The sequence below is a fragment of the Streptomyces sp. NPDC002676 genome (assembly GCF_053592455.1).
This window is the reverse complement of record NZ_JBSFVT010000024.1, coordinates 72,440-91,899: the sequence shown is the minus strand read 5'-3', so window position 1 is coordinate 91,899 and position 19,460 is coordinate 72,440. Positions and strand designations below refer to the sequence as shown.

Below are 19,460 nucleotides of genomic sequence, written 5' to 3'. Positions count from 1 at the left end.
TAGCGGGTGCGCAGTACGAAGACCGCCGTGTGCCCTTGCTGCGCGATAGGCATCGCGGCTGCGCAATGCTGGACGAGCAATGCTCGAGATCTGTGGATCGGTTCCAGGAGGGACGCAGAGGGCGCACTTTCCCGAATGATCCCGTGATGGTGATCGAGTAGGCCGACGTTGCAGCGTCGGTCGGGCAGGCACGCCCGTGCTCACGGCAGCCAATGCCGACGGTTCGACGCGAGGCAGCTCCCTGCTGGACGAGATCGTCCGTGAGGGTGCCCGGGGGGGGTACTGGCCGCCGCTCTGGAGGCCGAAGTCAACTCCTACATCGCCGAGTTGGCCCACGAGAAGGACGAGAGCGGGCGACGCCTGGTGGTCCGCAACGGTTACCACCAGCCGGGAAGGTCACCACCGCGGCCGACGTGATCGAGGTCAAGGCTCCACGGGTGAACGACAAGCGGATCGATGAGACCACTGGCGAGCGCAAGCGGTTCTCCTCGGCGATCCTGCTGCCGTGGGGCCGCAAGTCCCCGAAGATCGCCGAGGTGCTGCCGCTGCTCTACCTGCGGGCCTGTCCTCGGGCGACTTCGTGCCAGCGACGGATCAGTTCCTCAGCTCCTCGGCGGCGCTATCGCCGGCCACGGTCACCCGGCTGGCTACCCAGTGGCAAGCCGATCACGCCGTCTTCCAGGAACGCGACCTATCCGGCACCGACTACGTCTACGTCTGGGTCGACGGCATCCACCTGCGCATACGCCTGGACGAGGCCAAAGCCGCCGTCCTCGTGGTCATCGGAGTGCGCGCGGACGGCACCAAGGAACTGGTCGCGATGACCGACGACTACCGGGAGTCCTCGGAGTCCTGGGCCGCGCTGCTGCGCGCGGCGGGGCATGCGCGCGCCCGTGCTCGCGGTCGGTGACGGCGCGCTCGGGTTCTGGAAGGCCCTGCGCGGGGTCTTCCCCGACACCCGCGAACAAAGGCACTGCGTTCACAAAACCGCCAACGTCCTCGACGCGATGCCGAAGTCGGCCCAGCCGGCGGCGAAGAACGCGATCCAGGACATCGACAACTCCGAGGACCGCGACCACGCCGAGCAGGCGATCAAGACCTGCGCCAAGCCCTACGGCGCGAAGTTCCCCAAGGCCATCAAGAAGATTACCGACGACCAGGACGTCCTGCTGGAGTTCTTCGACTGCCCGGCCGAGCACTGGATCCACCTGCGCACAACGAATCCCATCGAGTCGACGTTCGCCACCGTGCGCTTGCGGACCAAGGTCACCAAAGGCGCCGGCTCCCGCGCCGCCGCGCTCGCCATGGTCTTCAAGCTCGTCGAGTCCAAGCCCGCTGGCGGGCCGTCAACGGCGCCCGTCTTGTCCCCTTGGTCCGCGCCGGAGCCCGCTTCGAGCATGGCCTGCTGGTCGGACGCGACCAGGCGAACGCGGCATGACCGGTCCGGCCAAGCCTCGTCGCGACCGGCCCGCTACCCCGGTATCCGGGCGCCCAATGCCTGGATGAACCAGTCGAACACCGGCACCAGGCTTTCCGAGGCGGACCAGCCGTTGATCACTGCGAGCGGCTGAAGGTACCGCTCCCTGCGAGGGTCGTTCGCGGTCTCCAGCCGGGTCAGCAGCCGGCGCCGAAGGTCGACGTCGTCACGGCGGCCCAAGACGTGCGCGTACTGAGCCATGACCGCCGCGACGACCCGATCGGCCTGGGGCGAGCCCGGGTCGATGCCGGCTGCCAGGGCTGGGCCGACCTGGTAACGGTCCGCCGCAGCAGGGCCACGGCGCAGGAATGTGCCGCCCCGAGCGCGATCGGCCGCATATTGCTCGGCCATACGCCGCACACCGGCGCGGAAGTCCGGATCCTGGGACAGCTCGGCTAGGGCCTGTTTCGAAAGTGCTGGTCACAGCCATGCGTAGCGAAAGCACTGGTGCCAGCGCACCGGTTTCGACAAGCTGCGACATATGGACTGGACGCCCCTGCTCTCGACACTGACCGGTGCCGTCATCGGCATCGCAGCCACTCTGATCGCCGACCGCAACCGGTGGCAGCGGGAGGAAGCCAGGCACGCTCTGGAAGTACGGCGCGAGGTCTACACGGAGTATGTTTCCGCCCTCAAAGCCGCGGGTGAGGAGATTCGGGCTGTCGCCCTGGGCGACCACATGTCCGAGTCGGCACGCGACGCGGCGGTGCGGGAAGCCGTGCGCGGCACCGGCATCTACACGGCGAGCGAACGCCTCTGGCTCGTGGGCCCCCCGCAGGTCGTGGAGGCGGGGAACGAGGCGTTCCACCGCCTGCGCGCGATCCGCGACGCCTATGCCCGTGGAGTGGCTGTCGGCTCCGCCGACGACGCGCCCCTGATAGAGCGGCGACGCAAGGCTATGGCGCAGATGCGTCGCCTCATGCGTGAGGACCTGGGCATCGAACCCCTCGGAATCGAGTGATGTGTCACCAGCCCTGAGCTCGTCCCAGCCTCGCGAGGTCCCCGCCACCGTGCAGGTCACAGCCATTCATTGATGGCCGCGACCAGCACGGTCGCCTCACAGCGGACGGCGAGCTTGTCGTGCCTCGTTGCCACTGCTCGGTGGCGCTTGAGGCGATTGATGCCGCACTCCACCGCATGGCGCTCTTTGTAGTCTGCGGCGTCGAACTTCGGCGGCCGACCACCCTGGGAACCGCGCTTCTTGCGGTTGGGGATCTGGTCGCGCTTCTCCGGGATCGTGCAGCGGATGTCGCGCTTGCGCAGGTAGGCGCGGTTCGCGCGGGAGCCGTACGCCTTGTCGGCGCGAACCTTGTCCGGCCGGGCGCGCGGCCGGCCGGGCCCGAGCCTGGGCACCCGGATATGCCCCAGGACCACCTGGAACTGCGGGGAGTCACCGCGCTGTCCGGCCGTGATCACCAGTGACATCGGCTTCTGGGCCTGCTCGACTGCCAGGTGGAGCTTGGTGGTCAGCCCGCCCCGGGAGCGTCCGAGCCCGTGGTCGTCGGGCTCGGCGAAGACAACACCGGGCGGCTCGATCTGCAGATCCCCTTTTTGCGGGCACCCGCCGCATGCTGCTGGGCGCGGGCGATGGTGGAGTCCACCGAGATGTCCCAGGTGATCAGTCCTTCGGCGTCGGCCCGGGCCTGCAGTTGCTCGAAGATGCGGTGCCAGGTGCCGTCCCGCTGCCAGCGCCGAAACAGTCCGTAGACCGTCTCCCATGGGCTGTACCGCTCGGGCACGTCCCGTCAGGGAGCACCGGCGCGGGTGCGCCGGCGTATGCCATCTATCAGTTTCCGCTTGGTGTGTACCGGCGGCCGTCCGGGCTTCTCCCTGACCGGGAGCAGCGGCTCCAGCTTCGCCCACTGCGCATTCGTCAGATCGTGCCTCCCCATGAACAGGCCCTAAACGACGTCCCGTAAGCGCATGTTGGGCCATGGTTGGGATGGCCTTGGGTCGAGGTGGGGGCTTACCCGGCGAGGGCCAGGTTGTGCAGTCGGGCCACGCCGAGGACGGCGTGGTGGACCCCGTCACCGCGTAGCCGGCAGTCGCGGAGGATCTTGTAGGTCTTCATCCGGGAGAAGGCGTGTTCGACACGGGCCCTGGCCCGGCGGTGGATGGCGTTGTCGGCCTGCTGCTCAGGTGTGAGGGGTCGGTGTTTGCGTGGCCAGTGCGGGATGAGGGCAGGGGTGCCGCGATAACCGCCGTCACCGAGAACGGGCGCGTTCTTGACGGCGCGGTCCACGCCGGATTCCCGGTAGGCGCGGGCGTCGTGGCGGTTGCCGGGCAGGGGTCGTCCGGCCGCTACGACCAGCCGGGTGTTGGCGTCGATGACGAGCTGGTGGTTGGTGGAGTAGCGGTAGTTCTTGCTGGAGGCGGCCACGCTCCGGTCGCGGGTCGGGACCAGGGTGCCGTCCACGATCAGCACCGTGCCGGCCGGGTGCCGACCCCGGACAGGGGCCAGCGCGAGAAGCGGGGCGATGTCGTCGATGACCCGGTCGGCGGCGGACTTCGAGATCCCGAACAAGGGGCCGAGCTGCCGCCTCGTGAGGTTGGTCCGCCAGTATGCCGCCACCAGCAGTATGCGGTCTTCCAATGACAAGGCCCATGGCCGTCCGCCGGTGGGTTTGCCACCGCCCCGACGCCGTACGAGCCCCATGAGCTTATGGAACTGACGCCCGTTCAGTCCGGCGAACAGGCCCACCCACTGCGGCTCAGCCGCCGTCACCACCGCACCCACGCCAAGATCATCACACGCCTGATCAGGGCTTACGGAACGTCGTTTAGTACAACCCCTGACTAACCATCAGTCACGGCAAGCACCGTTGCAGTACTAGCGCCTGTCCGGGCGATCATGTAGACAACGCCGGTACTCGCTGACCGAAACGCGGATGCGGATTGTCGGCTCGGGCGCCTACTATCCCAGCCATGCCAAGACCCTTCGGATTCGCCTTTGGCCAGCGCCCTGAGCCCACCGTGACGATCGCCCGCCAACGGCGGGCACGTTGCGCGGCGCGCGTGACCATTAATTCCTTCCGGGGGTCGAGCCGGGGGATGCCCAACTGGTGATGGCCCGCTGGACAGGCGCCTACGAACACGACAATGAGCGCACCACGCGTAACCACCCACGCAACCGGCTGTAGGGCCTGCCCGTCGGATCTTCGCGGAGCCCCTGTCGCCCGTGCTGAGACGGCCTCTCCCGGCCACCTCGACCCAGTCAAGGAGAGAGCAGCTGACTCCGCATTCCCTCGCGTTCTACGTGGACGTGGTCATGTCTGGAACAGTGCTCGGCGCCAAGCCGACGGACAGTCCCGACCAGGTCGACGCGATCTTGAGTTCCGACTTCGCCGAGAACTCCACTGACGACTACAGCATGTGGCGCGACTACGGATTGGTCGAGTTCTTCTGGGTCCGGAAATCGCCCGACCACCCCTGGGAGGGGCGCCACTTCACCCTACAGGTGCATCGGCTTTCGTACTGGGGCAGCAGCATCGTCAACAGGGCGATTCGCGAGCGGTACGGTCGCTTCGACCGTCACCTCCGCTTCGACAAACTGCAGCGGCTGCTGTCCAACCGCGGCGTGTGCCTGGAGGAAGTCCCGGACGCCAATGCCCCGGCCTTCACGCTGCACTGGCAGCCCGCTTCCCAGGTGTCCGTCATGGCCTTCCGGGAACGCGAGTGGCGGCGGCACTGGCGGCGCGGTAACGACCTTGTCGGTGACGTGCACAAGATCTCGTCATCACTGACTCCCGAGCAAGTGGCATGGAACAGAGCACGCTACGGCCCTCAGCACACCTAGTACGACTCCCATAGGACCGCGCCCGTTCAAGTGCCGTTCAGTGCACAACCATCGGGCGTTTCCGCGAGTCTCGCAGGTGAATCGCATCAGCGCGCAGGCGTCTGACCTGTCGCACGCGCTCCAAGGAGGAACCGTGGCCATGCGCCGCTCCGCCATATCGACCGCCTTGACCGCCGCCTTGATCGGTCCGGTCGGCATACCGCTCGTCGCGGGCACCGCGTCCGCGGTGACCGGCACCACCACCGTGCGCGAGGACTTCAACGGTGACGGGTATCAGGACGTCGCCGTCGCCGCCCCTGGCGCGAAGGTCGGTGGCCACAACTGGGCCGGTTACATCACGATCAGCTATGGCTCGGCACACGGCATAGACCCGGCGCGCACCACGGTCATCTCCGAGGACACCGCCGGTGTGCCCGGCGTGTCCGGCGACAACCACCAGTTCGGCTACGCTCTGATCGCCCGCGACCTGGACGGCGACGGCCTGACCGACCTGGCGGTGGCCACCACGGGATACGTCGCGCAGGCCAGTGCCAACGGATCGGTGATCGCCCTGTGGGGCCGCAGGACCGGCATCTCCGGACAGGACGCCGTACGCCTCGCCACGCCGACGAGCGGGCAGGTCGGCGACGACCTCACCACGGGCGACTTCGACGGCGACGGGCACATGGACCTGTTCATGAGCAACGGCGGAGACTACGACTACCACGACGTGCTCTACGGCCCCATCGACCGCGACGGCACCCCCGCACGCGAGCAGCAGATGAAGGTGTTCAGCACCGACAACTTCATCAACTCGACCGCCGCGGGCGACTTCAACGGCGACGGCATCGAGGATCTCGCGACCTTCTACGTCTACGAGAACCACGCCGAGGGCGGCAAACTCTGGCTCGGCACCAAGGACGGCCTGTCCACCACCCCGACCAAGCTGCCCTCCGCGGCCACCGCGGCCGTCGCCGACTTCGACCGGGACGGCTACGCCGACCTCGCCACCCGCATCTTCCCGGACAACCTCACCGAGGGCACCGACACGGACCCCGGCACGGTCAAGATCTACTACGGCTCACCGACCGGCCCGAGCCTGACCCGTACGACGACGATCACGCAGAACACGTCGGGCGTGCCCGGAGTGAGCGAGAGGGGCGACCAGTTCGGCGGACGCCTCGGTGCGGGAGACGCGAACGGCGACGGATACCCCGACCTGGCCGTCGGCGTCCCCGGCGAGGCGATCGGCTCCAAGGCGAAGGCCGGCGCCGTGGTGCTGCTCAAGGGCGGCAAGGGCGGGCTCACCGGCAAGGGCGCGCAGGCCTTCAACCAGGACACGGCCGGGGTGCCGGGCGTCGCGGAGTCCGGCGACGTGTTCGGCGCGGCGCTGCGCCTGGTCGACGTGACGGGTGACGGCAAGGCGGACCTGGTCGCGGGCGCCCCGGGCGAGAACCTGGGCACCGTCGTGAACGGCGGCGCGGTGTGGCTGCTGCGTGGCACCGCCGCCGGTCTGACAGCCTCGGATTCGGTCGCGGTGAACCCGACGGACATCGGCGCACCGTCCGCGAAGGCACTGTTCGGCGAGGACCTGAGCGGGGACAACGGCCCCACGACGGTGATCCCCTAGTAGGACTCCGTTGGGTGTGTCTTGATCTTGGTGTGGTGTGTGCCCTGCTGGGAAGGAGCTGTTGGCTGACCGGGCGCTCTTGTGGTCCGGCCGAGGCCGTGCTCGAGTTCGCGGTCATCGTGCTCGATGCGCCGGCGGACCTCGGCCAGCCGCAACCAGGTCGACGATCGGGGCGCCGGCCGGCAGATTGGACGGCGCTCAGCTTGAGGGAATGGGCCGAGCAGGAGCGTTGATTCGTTCTGGCCTGGGCTGCGGGGTCAGGGGCCTGGCAGGAAGGGGCCGAGGAGAACTGGGACGACGCCCAGGTCCAGACGGCCTTGAGCTGTTGCTGGGCCTTGGTGATGCCTGCCTCGATGCCCTGCTGTCCGATCCGGACCGGCCCATCGCCGCTGCGATGCGGCCCAACCCTGCGGAAGCCGCCGGCTTCCTCGAGGCACAGCGAAAGCCCTTCCAGTCTTCCGGCTCGACACCTCGCAGACGTACCTTCTCACCGGTCCACATGTCACTCATGGTGTCAGTATCGGCTGCAGCGGACGGGGATCCGGTCGTCAGGCTGCCAGTGACAGTGCCGTGGTGACCGATTCGTCGAAGACGCGGTGGTCTTCTCCCTCTCCCCGGGCATCAGTTCACCCTTCTCGTTCTCCGCTCGGGAGGCCGGCTTCCGGCTGCCTGCGTAGACGCCTGACCTCCGCGATGAGCCGAGGGACAGCTTCCCGGGCGGCGGCGAATGAACTGCACGTTCTCGTCCCAGCACGCGTCAGCGGTATCGACGTGGCAGGGGCGTTGGATCAGAGTCGCGGCCACGGTCTCGCCGGGGCCGAGCTTCCGGAGGGGCCGTGTCCGTCATGCCCCCGCAGCGGGTCATCAGCACCTCGAGTGCCTCGTTGAGATATGCGCGGAACTCCCCGCCCTCCTCCGGGGGCAGCATCGAGGGCACCGCGTGGCCGAGTTGGGCGTGGCCCAGATAAACGGTATACGCGAGCAGTCCGCGGCGGCGGGCTTCCGGTTCGGGGAAGCCGAGGCCGGCGAAGAGTCGGGCGAGGTAAGCCACCCTGCGCTCGGTCACCCGGCGCAGGGCCGCCGCGACCTGGGGTTGCGTCGCGGTGGCGAGCAGTGCCACCTCGAGCGGGTCGGCCGTGGCCGACGTGATGGCTGCGGCGAAGAGCAGATGGATCCGCTTCCTGGGGTCTGGTTCCGCCTCGACCTCGCTGATGGTGCCCTCGGTGTTGATCTGTGCCCAGCGGTCGAGAGCGGCCTCGATGAGCGCGTCACGGCTGGCGAAGTGCCAGTAGAAGCTGCCCTTGGTGGTGCCGAGCCGGGCCGCCAGGGGTTCCACGGCGACGGCCGCGATACCGCCCTCACCGATCACGGTGAGGGCGGCGTCCGCCCAGTCCTGGGCGGTCAACCGGGGTTTCCTGTCCTGTCGTTGCTGCCGTTGCGCCATGGCCATACGCTACCGTATGGTCAACCATACGCCAGCGTATGGAGGTAGGCGATGACTGCGGTACGCAATGTCCACGAGCGTGTGATCGACGCCCCCGCGGCGGCTGTCGGCGCTCTGCTCGACCGCCTCTCCGCCGCGGACGACCCGATCTTCCCGACCCCGGCCTGGCCGCGTATGTGCCTCGACGGCCCGCTCGCCGTGGGTGCGGACGGCGGGCACGGCCGGATCCGCTACCACGTCACGGCGTACGAACCCGGGCGTCGTGTCCGCTTCGACACCCCGCCGGGCGGCGGCCTCGACGGATACCACGAGCTGACGGTCGCACCGCTCGGTGCCGAACGCTGCCGTGTACGCCATGTCCTCGAGTGCGAAGCGCGCGGCTTCCTCCGGCTCCAGTGGGCCTGCGTCATACGACACATACACGACACAATGATCGAGGAGATCTTCGACAACATCGAGCGTGCGGCGACCGACGGCGTCGCCCGCCCCATGCGCTGGTCACCGTGGGTGCGGCTGCTCCACCGGCTCGGCTGGGCCCGGCCCCGAGCCGTCGCCAGACCGGCGGCGGCCCAGCTGATCCGCACCTCCCTCGACCGTACCGACTACGAGGACGCGTACAGGATGGAACTCCTGCCGGGCCTGCCGCGTGACCCAGCGGCCTGGACGGGCATGCTGCGCCACGCCTTCCCGGTCCTCGCCCGAGCGGACGGCGAACTGCTCCTGGACGTGAACACGGCGGGTCTGACGGCCCGCGCCTCGATCCTCATCGACGAGCGTTACGTCACCCTCAGCACGGCCGTGAAGGCCGACGGCCTGCGCGCGCGCCTTTACTGGGGTGTGGTCAAGCGCGTGCACCCCTTCATGGCCCGCACCATGTTCCGGCGTACGCACCGCACGTTGGCCCTCGCAGCGCCCAGCGCCGGAGAACGGAGTCGGGCCGTCTCGCGCAGAGCGTCCGCCATTGGATCACCGGATGCGGGGTGAGCGGCTGCGGACGTACCAAGAGCCTGGGGTGGCTGCTTGTGCGAGTTCGTCGAGTTCCCTCGTCGGCGGGAGGGGCCAGAGTGGTCATCAGGCCGCGAGCGGCAGCGTGCCAACCGCGACCCGCCCGAGTGGATCGTCGAACTCGGCATCGGCGTCGGTCGGCCACCGGTGCAGATCCACCGGGGCACCTGCTACATGGCGGGCACACGACGCCGGCCCGTCGAACGGGACGAAGCCCGCCGCCTGCTCGCCGACGGCACCAGCGCCTGCAGTCACTGCCGGCCCGACACGGGTCTCGGCATCATCGACTCAACAACCCTCGGCCTCGGACAGCACATGCCGGCCGGGGCCGTCGCAACAAGAGTGTGATCGTGAAGGGCGGTCGCCTACGCGACTAAGGGCTCTGCCCCCGCTCGGACGGCATGCCTGATCGTCCGCGGGCTGCAGCCGCCGTAGGCCCGCAAGACCGAGGACGGCATCGTCGGCGCGTTCACCGGCTCCCCGGCGGCGCCCCGCACACTACTGCTGGGCCGGTACGACACCGACGGGCGCCTGCGGTATGTCAGGCGCAGCACGACGCTCCCGCAGACCGCGGGCAGGGCGGTCGCCGGCCTCCTCGCCCAGGCCGGAGACGACCACCCCTGGGTGGGGTGGACGTTCAGCGCCGGGTGGGGCTCGCGCGAGAGTCTGCACGTCACCCTCGTGGAGCCGGAGCTGGTGGTGGAGGTCGGCGTCGACGTCGCACGCGATAGTGCCGGGCGGTGGCGGCACCCCGACCGGTGGCACCGGGCACGCCCGGACCTGTCGCCCGCCGACGTCCCCGCCTTCGAGCCCGGTCCGACGGCCTGAGCGTGCGTGAGGCCTGCGGGGGTCGAGGAACCTGACGTTCGCCGTTCCCCTGAGTCGCAGCGCCCCTGCTCGGCCGCCCCAAAGACGTGCGGCATCCTGGCCGCCGCCCAGCGAAATTGACCAGATCCGGCACCGGGAACCGCTACACCGCACGGCCGGAAGCCCTCACGACGACCCTCAACCGCGCGGCCGGACGAACGTCGTCTGTGGGCCATCAGCCTGACGCTTCTTCCTCGGGCGTGGTGCCCGGTCGGACTCGCAGCAGACCAGTAGTGGTCACGAGTCCAGGTCGTGATACATGACATGCAGGCCGACCGGACCCAGCGTGGGATGCCGGAACGCGCCGGGAACGGTGCCGATCATGGCGAAGCCGAGACGCTCGTACAGCCTGAGTGCCGGTGTGTTGGAGGCCGCGACGGCGTTGAACTGAACCCCGGCGAATTCGCGGCTCCGCGCCCAGTCCAGCAGGTACTCGCCCAACGCCTGGCCGACACCCCGACCGCGTGCTTCTGGAGCAACCATAAAGTTTCCGCTGGCGATGTGTGCACCCGGGCCTGGACGATTGGGGTACATGTTGGAGGTGCCGAGTATGCGCTGATCCTCCACCGCCACTACGACGTGCCCTGGCGGCGGTACCACCCACAAGTCGTGGGCTTGCGCCTCGTTTTGCAGCGGGTCGTAGCAGAAGGTGTCTCCCTTGCGAATGATCTGCTCGATGATCGGCCAGACCTGCGGCCAATCCCGCTCGTCGAACGTTCGGATTTCCATCTGCGTGAGGCTAACCAACGGTGAGTGGCACTCCCACTGGTTATTTCCGGCGGCACACCGCCGGAGCGCTCCCCGACCTCGACGCGCACGACGGTGGACAGCGGATCCACCACTCCCTCGCCCACGTGCAGGACCACCGCCTGGCGGCGACCGCACGTTGAAGGACGGCGCTCATGACGGAACCGGCGCGCACGTGACCCCGGTGAGGCTGCTGCCGCTCGGTGCCGACATGGCGCTCGCGAAGGGGCCAGCCGGCGCATTCACCGCACGTCCTGGTATCTGCCCGGACTGCTCAGCCCTACTTCAGTTGATGCGCCGCCGACTGGCCGATGGCCGGCGCCCTTCGGGGCCTTCGACCCGCTTCGGCTCTCCGGTAGCGGCGCGGTCGGTCCGCTCCGGCAGCCTGAGCGGCAGCGCGAGCGCCTCATGCAGCGGGAAGACCCATCACGCATCAGCTCCCGGCGCTTGCGGGTCAGCAGCCCGTACGTGACGCCGCCGACGGTCAACGCCGAGGCCGCGCCGATGCCGCCGGTCTCCAGCGCGGCGAGGGCCTGGTCCCGGTTCTCCCACAGATCCTGGGCCATCTGCCAGCTGGTGTCCGGGTGCCTGCCGACCAGGTAGGCGCCCTCCCCCGCCGCTGCGAGCCAGATGATCCGGAAGGCCCGGCGCTGCCACCCGGCCCGGTAGGAGGAACGCCCCACGCGGTCTTCGACCTTCCCCAAGACCCGGGTACCCGAGCGCCAGAACGTCGCGTCGGTCCGCTTCACCCGTCCATGGGGCGCCTGGCCAGGAACCGGCCGATACCGAACGCGAGGGATTCGGCGGTCTCTTCCACCTGCTTGTCGAACTTCGTCTGCGCCATGCCGTGCCCCGGCGGTGCACTGTGTGCGGATCAGCGGGCGATCGAGATCGCGAAGGGCGCGAATCCGCTGGACCGAATCACGTGCGGTACGAACAGTATCGCGGCCTCCGTGGCGCGGGCGGTCTGGATCCCGCCGAGATCAGTGATCCACTCCTTGCGCCAGCCGAGGTTGATGAGCAGTTCACGGACGGTCTGCTTGGCCTGCGGGTCGTCGCCGGAGAGGAAGGCGTCGGGCGCCTGGGTGAGCGTGGCTGGCGCGGTCATCACCGGGAAGAGCATGGTGTTGAGTGTCTTGACGACGCGCGTTTCGGGGAGCGCTTCCTGGAGTTGCTCGGCGAGGCTTGAGCCGGGGTAGATCAGGTGGGCAGGCAGTCCGTCCGGTCCGTCGACGGTGGCGTTGGAGACGTCGACGAGGATCTTGTCGCGCAGTTCCTCGCGCAGGGCGACGAGCCGGTCCAGCGAGCCGGCTCCTGGGGTGGCGTTGATGACGATCTGGGCTGTCCGGGCAGCGTCGGCGGCGGCGCCCGGCGCGCGGTCCGCCACGGTCACCTCATGCCCTGCCCGGGTGAGGGCTGTGGCCAGATTGCCGCCGACGCGGCCGTTTCCGAGAACTGCGATCGTGGTCATGATGATCTGGTCCTTCCGTGCGTGCAGGTCGTGGTGCGCGGTCAGCGTGAGAGCGTGGCGACGGCCTCGGCGTGGACGCCGGGCGCGGCGGCCAGGAGGCTCTCGCTCTGCGGGGTCCAGCGGCGGCCCTCGGCGTCGGAGATCTGTCCGCCGGCCTCGGTGACAAGCAGCGCCCCGGGCAGCAGATCCGCGCGTGCGCCGGCGAACTGCCAGAAGGCGTCGATCCGGCCGGCGGCCACGTTCAGCAGGTGCAGGGTTGCGGGCACGGCGGTGCGGACGACGAGCGCGTCGAAGAGCATCGCGGTGATCGAGGAGCCGACGCGCCGCACGACCTTCTCGTCCTCGTCCGGCCGGGCCTGACTGGTGGCCACGATGCTCAGGCCGAGGTCCGCGGTCTGGGAGACGTGCAGCGGTCGGCCGTCGAGGTAGGCGCCCGCGCCGGTCAGCGCGGTGTAGGTCTCGCCGGTCAACGGCAGATGGACCGCGGTGAGCACCGGCTGGTTCTCACGCACGAGGGTGGCGGTCACCGCCCACTCCGGCAGGGCGTGCAGGTGGTTGACGTTGCCTTCGGCCGGATCCACGACCCACCATTCGCCGGACGGCAGCGCCCCGCCGTCCAGCTCGTCCTCCACCCAGCCGGCGTCCGGGCGCAGGCGCGTGAGGCGGGGGCGCAGGATGTCGAGGGCCGTGTCGTCGTTGGCGGCGAGCGCGCGCATCAGCTCTTCGCGGGTCTGGTAGCGGACCACCTCGCCGAAGCGCTCGCGCAGCGCCGAACCGGCCGCGCGCACGGCGATCGCGGTCTGGCCGAGCAGGTCGGCGTCGGAGGCGGCGACGTCAGTGGTCTGAAGCGTTTCGGACATGGTGGTACTCCCGTGTGAGGAGGGGTGATGAGGCCGGTCGGACCAAGCTGTGCGTTCCGTCTTGCGCTCTCGTCTCGAAGGTATACAGCCCTTTAATTAACTTCAAATGCATGTCAAGCACGACTAGGATTACTCACATGCAATTGGATTTGAACCTGCTCGCCGCGCTCGACGCACTGCTGGAGGAGGGAAGTGTGGCCGGGGCGGCCGCGCGCCTGCACGTCACCGCCCCCGCGATGAGCCGGAGTCTGGGCCGAATCCGGCGCACGACCGGGGATCAGATCCTGGTGCGCACCGGCCGCACGATGACCCCGACGCCGTACGCGATCGCCGTCCGGGAACAGGTCCACGAGCTGCTGCACCAGGTCCAGGGGGTGCTGGCACCGAGCCGTGAACTCGATCTGGCAACGTTGGAGCGCACTTTCACACTCCGCTGGCACGATTCCCTGGTCGCCTTGAGCGGCCCCACACTGCTCACGGCCGTGCGCGGACAGGCGCCGGGCGTGCGATTGCGCTTCGTCGCGGAATCGAGCATCGACACCCCCGAGTTGCGGCGCGGCGAGGTCGACCTGGAGGCGAACGCCAACCGCCCGAGCGCACCGGACATCCGAGCCGAGAACGTGGGCGAGAGCCGCCTCGTCATCGTCGTGAGGCAGGGGCACCCCCTCACCCGCGTCAGGACCGTCACCGCAAAGCGGTACGCCGCCGCTGAGCACGTCACCGTCTCGCGACGTGGAAACCTCAGCAATGCCCTCGACGACGCCCTCGCGCGGCTCGGCCTCACCCGCCGCGTGGTGGCGACCGCACCCACGGAAGCGGCAGCGCTGGAGTTCGCGCGCGGCTCCGATCTCCTGATCAGCGTCCCCGAAGCCACCACGCGGTCAGCGGTCGCCGACCTCGGCCTGGTCGTGCTCCCCCTCCCGCTCGAACTGCCGTCGGCACCGATATACCTGTCGTGGCATCAGCGCTACGACACCGACCACGCCCACGCCTGGCTGCGCGGGCTGGCACGAACCGCGCTGGCCATGAGCGGAGCGTCGTCGTAGTCCGCGCCGTCCGGCCGCTTCACCCATACGTCCACGCGACCACCTCGATGCCGCACGGCCGGCCGCTGCGCGGACCCGCATCAGATCACCAGCCCCCGGCGGGGGGCGTACACGACCAACCTGAACGGGGTCGCGAAGCCCGAGTTTGCCGAGAATGCAGGACACGAACGTCTTGACGGTCTCCTGGCTGCTGACGTTGAAGCAGATCGCCGCCGCGTTCGGCGACGTGCCGAGCGACCGCGCCGCTGCGGGTCAATACACCTAGCCCCGCCCTAAAAGGCGTTGTCCAGCGTCAGGGTGAGCTCGGCAATCCGCCACCCACCATCGGACCGGCACAGGCCGAACGTGTAGACCCCGGTCGAGATCATCTGGATGCTCTCGCCGGTGTTCCTCGTCTGCACCGGATAGGCCCGCACCTCAGCGGTGGCGGCGTCGTCGTGACCACGACATTGCCCAGGTGGTGCCGCACCCTTCCGGTCTGGGCCGTGTACCCGTCACGGATAAAGTCGAGCACCGCCGTGCGTCCGGCGACCCGGCCGAGCACTCCCTGTCCGGGCATCGTGAAGGTCCAGGTGGTGTCTTCGGTCAGGACCGCTTCCAGCTCGGGCACATTCAGCTCGTCCAGGGCGTGGGCGTAGTTCGCCACCGCCTGCTGGAGTTCGGCGATCACGAGACCACCGTCAGCACGATCTTGCCTTGGAGGTGGCCCTGCGCGGCTCGCGTGTGTGCGCTGCCCGCCTCGGGCAGCGGGTAGGTGCTGTCCACCCCGACCTGGAGCTTGCCCTCGTCGAACAGGCGCCCGATCTCGGCGAGCTGGGGGCCGTTGGAACGCGCCTGAATGTTCGAGACTGTGATGCCCAGACTCGCCGTCTCTTCCGGGTCGTACTGGGCGAAGAACACCGGAAGCATGGTGCCGCCGCGCTTGAGCACGGTCAGGAAGCGTGAGCTGTCCGGGCCACCGACGGTGTCGATCACCAGGTCGACACCGCTGACCACGTCCGCGGCCTGCGTCCTGGTGTAGTCGATGAACTCATCGGCGCCGAGCTTGCGCAGGAACTGCTCGTGCCGGCCCGAGGCCACCGCGATTACGTGTGCCCCCTTCCATTTCGCCAGCTGCACCGCGAAGTGGCCCACTCCACCGGCGGCCCCGTTGACCAGCACGGTCATCCCTGGCGTGATCGGCACCGGCTGGTGCACCTGGCCGGTGAAAGGAGACGGCACGTCGTGGCCGAGATCAACCAGGTACGGCCAGGCCGTAAGCACGGCCATCGGCGCCCCAGCCGCCTGCACGTGGTCGATACCGGCCGGCTTGTGAGCCAGGTCCGAAGCCGGCGCGGCCACATACTCGGCGTACGTCCGGCCGTCGAATCCGGGGAACCGCAGCATGCCGAAGACCTCGTCACCGACGGCGAACCCCAGCACGTCCGAAGCGACCGCCTGGACCACGCCCGACATGTCCGTTCCGGGGATCAGGGGGAACTCCAGCGCCGGCCTCACCTCGGCCGGCATGACCTTCATCCCCTCACGCAGGTACCAGTCCGGCGGGTTGATTCCCGCCGCGTGCACCCGGACGAGCACCTCGCCCGGGCCGATCTCGGGAACCGGCACCTCGTCATACTGCAAAACTTCCGGCCCGCCCGCTTCGTGGAACTGGATCGCCTTCATCGCGCCTGTCGCTTTCTTGGAGAAACGTTGGTCCTTCCGGCCCCGGCGCAGAGGGCTGACGAGCTCCTGTCGAGATCGAACGCGGGGATGATGAAAGGGCCTCCCCCGCCGAGGAATCCGCCCCGGCCGCCCCGGAGTGTGTGCCTGCGTGCCGTCGTACGCGTTGCGGATTGCCGCGCGGGTCGTTCGCAGGGAGACCACCCCGGCCGTAAGCCCGTCGGCCAGAAACAACCGGCAGGCTCACTGGCGCACAGAGGTGGGCGAGGCTCAGCCCGCGTGCGGCGGACATGGACGCCGCACGGCGATAACCGATCTCGATCAGCGTGCCGTGCGTACCGGAAGACCAGACGTGCCCGAGATGGTGGAGGTACCGGTGCTCGTGCCGTGGCAGCCCTTCGGGACCGCCGGGAACGCTGTGACCGTCTCCGGCGCACCCTTGCCGCCCTCGACACGGCTGACCAGCTCAGGTGCCGCCGTGTTCGCACCCGTTATCCGCGCCAGGATGCCGGCGTCAGCGGGCAGCGAGAGGTGGGTTTTGTCCAGCGGCATCAGCACCGGCCGCTCCTTGCCGTCGTCGTAGACCGACGTGAAGGAGACCCGGGGCCCGCTGGGGCGGTTGCTCATGTGCGCCAGGATGCCCGCCCCGATGGACTTCACGCGGGTCGCGGTGCACTTGTCCGTCGGGGGCTCACCGCCCGTGGCGGCTTGCGGGTCGAAGGAGGTGATGATGCCGTCCGCGCTCAGGACGACGTAGATCGCCTTGCCGCCCGGGTCGACGATCTCCTGCCCGGCGTAGACGTGGGACAGCGTGCCGTGGCCGTCGTCGACCGCGTGCGTCTGAAGGGTCAGGAACGCACCGCCCGCGGGCCGCGTCAGTTTCGCCCGCCACTGGTTCTTGCCGGTCTGCTCGACGATCGCGGTGTAGCCGCGGGCGATCGTGAACGTGCCGGGCCCGCGGAACTGGTTCTTGCCCGAGACGGCGATCCAGTCCCCGAAGTGCCCCTGCGGGGTGAGGAACGTGTACTCGCCGTTGTCCTGGAGCGCCACGGTCTCACCGTTCGCGTCGATGACGCTGGTGCCGTAGTAGGTGACGATCCGGCCCCAGTAGTGGGAGGCCGAGACACGGTAGATCTCCACGAATCCGCCACCGGAGGCGAGCTGCTCGGTACGGACCATGGTTCCGCCCGGGTTCTGCCCGGCCACGACACCCTGGTGCGCGGCGGCGGACGCGGCGGGTGCGGCCATGGCGGCAGGCACGGCGCCCACGACCGGGACGAGGGCGGCGACCGTGGCGGCGCACAGCAGGCCGAGGCGCCGAGCGGTCGGACGGGTCAAGGACATGATTCCCCCCTGGGAATGGGTAACGGTCAGTGGTTCATCCCCTCGCGCGCTGTGCCTTCCGGCGCCGGAGCGGGCCATCCGGTCACGATGCCCCTCGGCCGCCGCAACACTGGTCAGGCGCGCGACGTGATCATCCTCACCCACCATCTTGTGCCGGTCTGCGCCGGAATCGTCACTGCCACGTAACAGCAAGAAGTCCGTGACGGCCAGGACCGACTGGCCGAAGGGATCACGTATCTCATGGGCCGCGCGGAGTGTCCGCGTTGTGCCGGCGTGTTCCGCATAGCGGACGAGTACGCAGCCGCCAACTTCCCCCCATCGCTTTCTGTTCGACTTGCACGTTCCAAGATCGGTTGAGAGACGGCTTCCCAGAGTCGCTCGGCTTGATTCCCCAGGCCAACCCGCGCTGACCTGCGGGCTGGCTGCCTACCTCCGTGACCTGCCAGGCGGCATCCAACGCAGTGGCGGTAGCACGGCGAGCTGAACTGGTCACGGTCACGTTCTCTGGGTCGATGTGCAAGCTGCCGATGTCACTGGGCCCACGTACCTTTTCGGTTGACCGCCCGGCCGGGTGGCGACGGAGGGATGAGACATGGAATGGATCGGGGACGCTCGGCTGGCGGCCGGGCCGGAGGCCACCTGGTACCTCGAGACGGCATTCACGCCCGGGGAGCACCTGGGGACGGTGTACGACGATCCGACAACGCCCGTCGTGGTCACGGGGATTGAAGAGGTGACCGCCATTCGCATACCCAGCGGCCGTCTTGTCGTGGACGCGCCGTGGCATGACGACGAAACCTGGCAGTACGAGCGAGGGCTGCCGACGAGTCCCCCACGGGAACTGGCGGTGCGAATTCCCCCGGGCACCTACCGAGTGGAGATCGCGTGGACGGCGGGGCCGTACGAATTCTTCGGGGAGCACTTCGACGGCGTTGCGTGCGCCGCGACCCGCTTGTGCATCAGTGACGACCCCGTGGTCGGGTGGGAGATGGGCCTGGGTGTCGACGATGATATCGATCGGCTTCAGCCGGGCGAGCAGATCCGCTTTGGCTCCGACGCCAATGTGGGCTGCTTCGCCGACGCCGGCGCGTGGATGGCTTTGACCGCTCCGTTTCGCGCGTATGTGGACGGCTGGCCGGTGCCGCGCGACTCGGAGCAACTGCCAGGCGGGTGCGAGCGGGTCACCGACGAGTCGCAACAAGCCGATCTGGTCACGTTCACGGCAGAGTCGGGCGGCGTCGTATGGCTGGGCCGCACCAAGACCGGCGACGTGGCCGCGATCGTCGTAACCAGCGGCATGCCTGGTGCCAAGGCGTGACTCGGCGCCACCGGGCCCACCGATCGCCGAACTTCCCCACTCGCTTGAGGACTTGATCAAGTGAGGCGAGGAGTATCCCCGGTCGCTTTCAAGGCTCTGGCCGCAGTTCCGTGATCGACCAGCTGACGAGTTCTTGATCAGTCGAAGGCCACGACGAGTCGAACGGCGTCATCACCGAAACGATCCGCCAGAGCTTTCATTACGGCAAACACGTATGGCCAGTGGGACCTGGGGCCCAGGATGGAACCAGCCGTCAACGACTCGTACCGGCAAAGCAGGTCTGCGCTGTTCCACTCGACGTAATGGTCGCCTCCTTCCAGTTCCTGTGGGCGTGGACCCACCGCAGCAACCAACTCCGGGGGCCATTCAGCCGGAACAAGTTGCTGATGCAGAATTGAGGGCTTCGCCAGGGATGACCATGTGAGCCGGCCAATGTAGTGCTCCGGAGCAGTTGCTGGATCCAGTCCCGCGATCTCAGCCCAGCTGACCCAGGTAGCCCCTGCCAGGTGGCCGTCTGCCACCCAAGGCTGAAGGCGCTCGCGTAGCCCACTCGACAAGTCGTCGGGCAAACCACGTTCCGCGGCCAGGGGCGGGTACCCTGCGTAGTTGCGCACGCCGAAGAGGCATCCGAAGGATGCGTAGTCGGTCTCGTCGTACAAGGGCCAGAGATCCATTGCGCCGACCCACGGCTCGCCCTCGTAGTAGTCCGTGCCGACGCCGGGATGGCGGAACTCGATACCGCCGTGGATGTCCGTACTCACGGCGCCTGACGGTACAACTGCTCGGAGCCAGGGTCTTCTGCTTTAAGGGATCA

General features: G+C 68.7%; 18 protein-coding genes and 5 pseudogenes. 10 read left to right on the top strand and 13 right to left on the bottom strand.

Translation table 11 applies throughout. The features are described 5' to 3' along the window. The first annotated feature begins 196 nt into the window (after positions 1 to 196). Positions 197 to 1,438: pseudogene (locus tag ACWD3E_RS37800) on the top strand (IS256 family transposase). Between the two features lie 33 nt (positions 1,439 to 1,471). Here ACWD3E_RS37800 and ACWD3E_RS37795 read toward each other — a convergent pair. Beyond that, positions 1,472 to 1,828: a hypothetical protein gene (locus ACWD3E_RS37795; RefSeq protein ID WP_451392024.1), complete on the bottom strand. Its 357-nt coding sequence runs from the start codon at positions 1,826 to 1,828 to the stop codon at positions 1,472 to 1,474. A 130-nt stretch (positions 1,829 to 1,958) separates the two neighbouring features. Here ACWD3E_RS37795 and ACWD3E_RS37790 point away from each other — a divergent pair, with 130 nt between their 5' ends. Next, positions 1,959 to 2,438, top strand: a complete 480-nt coding sequence (locus ACWD3E_RS37790; protein WP_451392023.1) for a hypothetical protein — start codon at positions 1,959 to 1,961, stop codon at positions 2,436 to 2,438. 56 nt (positions 2,439 to 2,494) lie between these two features. On the opposite strand, the pseudogene ACWD3E_RS37785 reads toward ACWD3E_RS37790, so the two are convergent. Both ACWD3E_RS37785 and ACWD3E_RS37780 read right to left on the bottom strand, forming a co-directional pair. After that, positions 2,495 to 3,369 (bottom strand): annotated as a pseudogene (locus ACWD3E_RS37785) (IS5 family transposase). A 74-nt stretch (positions 3,370 to 3,443) separates the two neighbouring features. Further along, positions 3,444 to 4,214, bottom strand: coding sequence for a transposase (locus ACWD3E_RS37780; RefSeq protein WP_451392022.1), 771 nt, complete (start codon positions 4,212 to 4,214; stop codon positions 3,444 to 3,446). A 188-nt stretch (positions 4,215 to 4,402) separates the two neighbouring features. Between ACWD3E_RS37780 and ACWD3E_RS37775 the strand changes: the two are divergent. From ACWD3E_RS37775 to ACWD3E_RS37765, 3 genes and pseudogenes are all read left to right on the top strand, one after another. After that, positions 4,403 to 4,617: pseudogene (locus ACWD3E_RS37775) on the top strand (hypothetical protein). Positions 4,618 to 4,733: 116 nt separating this feature from the next. Then, the gene (locus tag ACWD3E_RS37770) at positions 4,734 to 5,273 is read left to right on the top strand and encodes a hypothetical protein (RefSeq protein ID WP_451392021.1); all 540 of its coding nucleotides are present in this window, start codon (positions 4,734 to 4,736) and stop codon (positions 5,271 to 5,273) included. 139 nt (positions 5,274 to 5,412) lie between these two features. After that, positions 5,413 to 6,882, top strand: a complete 1,470-nt coding sequence (locus tag ACWD3E_RS37765) for an FG-GAP-like repeat-containing protein (protein ID WP_451392020.1) — start codon at positions 5,413 to 5,415, stop codon at positions 6,880 to 6,882. A 757-nt stretch (positions 6,883 to 7,639) separates the two neighbouring features. Here the strand turns inward: ACWD3E_RS37765 and ACWD3E_RS37760 are convergent. Next, positions 7,640 to 8,326, bottom strand: a complete 687-nt coding sequence (locus ACWD3E_RS37760) for a TetR/AcrR family transcriptional regulator (RefSeq protein ID WP_451392019.1) — start codon at positions 8,324 to 8,326, stop codon at positions 7,640 to 7,642. Between the two features lie 51 nt (positions 8,327 to 8,377). Between ACWD3E_RS37760 and ACWD3E_RS37755 the strand changes: the two genes are divergently transcribed. The 3 genes from ACWD3E_RS37755 to ACWD3E_RS37745 all read left to right on the top strand — a co-directional run bounded on the left by ACWD3E_RS37755 (position 8,378) and on the right by ACWD3E_RS37745 (position 10,159). Next, entirely contained in the window at positions 8,378 to 9,310 is a 933-nt protein-coding gene (locus ACWD3E_RS37755) for a DUF2867 domain-containing protein (protein WP_451392018.1), read from the top strand. Positions 9,311 to 9,346: 36 nt separating this feature from the next. Beyond that, positions 9,347 to 9,679 (top strand): DUF6233 domain-containing protein, encoded by a 333-nt coding sequence (locus tag ACWD3E_RS37750; protein ID WP_451392017.1) that lies wholly within the window; start codon positions 9,347 to 9,349, stop codon positions 9,677 to 9,679. Between the two features lie 276 nt (positions 9,680 to 9,955). Next, positions 9,956 to 10,159 carry an ATP-dependent DNA ligase gene (locus ACWD3E_RS37745; RefSeq protein WP_451392016.1) on the top strand — a complete coding sequence of 68 codons (204 nt, stop codon included), beginning with the start codon at positions 9,956 to 9,958 and terminating at the stop codon, positions 10,157 to 10,159. A gap of 276 nt (positions 10,160 to 10,435) precedes the next feature. On the opposite strand, the gene ACWD3E_RS37740 is transcribed toward ACWD3E_RS37745, so the two are convergent. From ACWD3E_RS37740 to ACWD3E_RS37720, 5 genes and pseudogenes are all read right to left on the bottom strand, one after another. Further along, positions 10,436 to 10,927, bottom strand: coding sequence for an N-acetyltransferase family protein (locus ACWD3E_RS37740; protein WP_451392015.1), 492 nt, complete (start codon positions 10,925 to 10,927; stop codon positions 10,436 to 10,438). Between the two features lie 53 nt (positions 10,928 to 10,980). Continuing rightward, a pseudogene (locus tag ACWD3E_RS37735) lies at positions 10,981 to 11,061 on the bottom strand (16S rRNA (guanine(527)-N(7))-methyltransferase RsmG); the annotation flags it as partial. 126 nt (positions 11,062 to 11,187) lie between these two features. Further along, positions 11,188 to 11,628 (bottom strand): hypothetical protein, encoded by a 441-nt coding sequence (locus ACWD3E_RS37730; protein ID WP_451392014.1) that lies wholly within the window; start codon positions 11,626 to 11,628, stop codon positions 11,188 to 11,190. A 191-nt stretch (positions 11,629 to 11,819) separates the two neighbouring features. After that, positions 11,820 to 12,416 carry an NADPH-dependent F420 reductase gene (locus tag ACWD3E_RS37725; RefSeq protein ID WP_451392013.1) on the bottom strand — a complete coding sequence of 199 codons (597 nt, stop codon included), beginning with the start codon at positions 12,414 to 12,416 and terminating at the stop codon, positions 11,820 to 11,822. Between the two features lie 41 nt (positions 12,417 to 12,457). After that, entirely contained in the window at positions 12,458 to 13,276 is an 819-nt protein-coding gene (locus ACWD3E_RS37720) for a 3'(2'),5'-bisphosphate nucleotidase CysQ (protein WP_451392012.1), read from the bottom strand. 137 nt (positions 13,277 to 13,413) lie between these two features. On the opposite strand from ACWD3E_RS37720, the gene ACWD3E_RS37715 reads away from it, so the two are divergent. Further along, positions 13,414 to 14,322 (top strand): LysR family transcriptional regulator, encoded by a 909-nt coding sequence (locus ACWD3E_RS37715; RefSeq protein ID WP_451392011.1) that lies wholly within the window; start codon positions 13,414 to 13,416, stop codon positions 14,320 to 14,322. A 272-nt stretch (positions 14,323 to 14,594) separates the two neighbouring features. On the opposite strand, the pseudogene ACWD3E_RS37710 reads toward ACWD3E_RS37715, so the two are convergent. From ACWD3E_RS37710 to ACWD3E_RS37700, 3 genes and pseudogenes are all read right to left on the bottom strand, one after another. Then, a pseudogene (locus ACWD3E_RS37710) lies at positions 14,595 to 14,932 on the bottom strand (nuclear transport factor 2 family protein). A gap of 56 nt (positions 14,933 to 14,988) precedes the next feature. Further along, positions 14,989 to 15,987 carry an NADP-dependent oxidoreductase gene (locus tag ACWD3E_RS37705; protein WP_451392035.1) on the bottom strand — a complete coding sequence of 333 codons (999 nt, stop codon included), beginning with the start codon at positions 15,985 to 15,987 and terminating at the stop codon, positions 14,989 to 14,991. 318 nt (positions 15,988 to 16,305) lie between these two features. Then, entirely contained in the window at positions 16,306 to 17,328 is a 1,023-nt protein-coding gene (locus tag ACWD3E_RS37700; protein ID WP_451392010.1) for a hypothetical protein, read from the bottom strand. A 592-nt stretch (positions 17,329 to 17,920) separates the two neighbouring features. Here ACWD3E_RS37700 and ACWD3E_RS37695 point away from each other — a divergent pair. Beyond that, positions 17,921 to 18,646 (top strand): DUF4241 domain-containing protein, encoded by a 726-nt coding sequence (locus ACWD3E_RS37695; RefSeq protein WP_451392009.1) that lies wholly within the window; start codon positions 17,921 to 17,923, stop codon positions 18,644 to 18,646. A gap of 137 nt (positions 18,647 to 18,783) precedes the next feature. Here the strand turns inward: ACWD3E_RS37695 and ACWD3E_RS37690 are convergent, their stop codons facing one another. Continuing rightward, positions 18,784 to 19,407: a hypothetical protein gene (locus ACWD3E_RS37690; protein ID WP_451392008.1), complete on the bottom strand. Its 624-nt coding sequence runs from the start codon at positions 19,405 to 19,407 to the stop codon at positions 18,784 to 18,786. Positions 19,408 to 19,460: the final 53 nt, after the last annotated feature.

Bases quoted from the DNA above. Each gene is read 5' to 3' on its own strand.
- ACWD3E_RS37765 (WP_451392020.1), top strand. From the start codon at position 5,413: ATGCGCCGCTCCGCCATATCGACCGCCTTGACCGCCGCCTTGATCGGT.
- ACWD3E_RS37755 (WP_451392018.1), top strand. From the start codon at position 8,378: ATGACTGCGGTACGCAATGTCCACGAGCGTGTGATCGACGCCCCCGCG.
- ACWD3E_RS37740 (WP_451392015.1), bottom strand. From the start codon at position 10,927: ATGGAAATCCGAACGTTCGACGAGCGGGATTGGCCGCAGGTCTGGCCG.
- ACWD3E_RS37790 (WP_451392023.1), top strand. From the start codon at position 1,959: ATGGACTGGACGCCCCTGCTCTCGACACTGACCGGTGCCGTCATCGGC.
- ACWD3E_RS37700 (WP_451392010.1), bottom strand. From the start codon at position 17,328: ATGTCCTTGACCCGTCCGACCGCTCGGCGCCTCGGCCTGCTGTGCGCC.
- ACWD3E_RS37715 (WP_451392011.1), top strand. From the start codon at position 13,414: ATGCAATTGGATTTGAACCTGCTCGCCGCGCTCGACGCACTGCTGGAG.
- ACWD3E_RS37720 (WP_451392012.1), bottom strand. From the start codon at position 13,276: ATGTCCGAAACGCTTCAGACCACTGACGTCGCCGCCTCCGACGCCGAC.
- ACWD3E_RS37695 (WP_451392009.1), top strand. From the start codon at position 17,921: ATGGAATGGATCGGGGACGCTCGGCTGGCGGCCGGGCCGGAGGCCACC.
- ACWD3E_RS37705 (WP_451392035.1), bottom strand. From the start codon at position 15,987: ATGAAGGCGATCCAGTTCCACGAAGCGGGCGGGCCGGAAGTTTTGCAG.
- ACWD3E_RS37795 (WP_451392024.1), bottom strand. From the start codon at position 1,828: ATGGCCGAGCAATATGCGGCCGATCGCGCTCGGGGCGGCACATTCCTG.
- ACWD3E_RS37760 (WP_451392019.1), bottom strand. From the start codon at position 8,326: ATGGCGCAACGGCAGCAACGACAGGACAGGAAACCCCGGTTGACCGCC.
- ACWD3E_RS37725 (WP_451392013.1), bottom strand. From the start codon at position 12,416: ATGACCACGATCGCAGTTCTCGGAAACGGCCGCGTCGGCGGCAATCTG.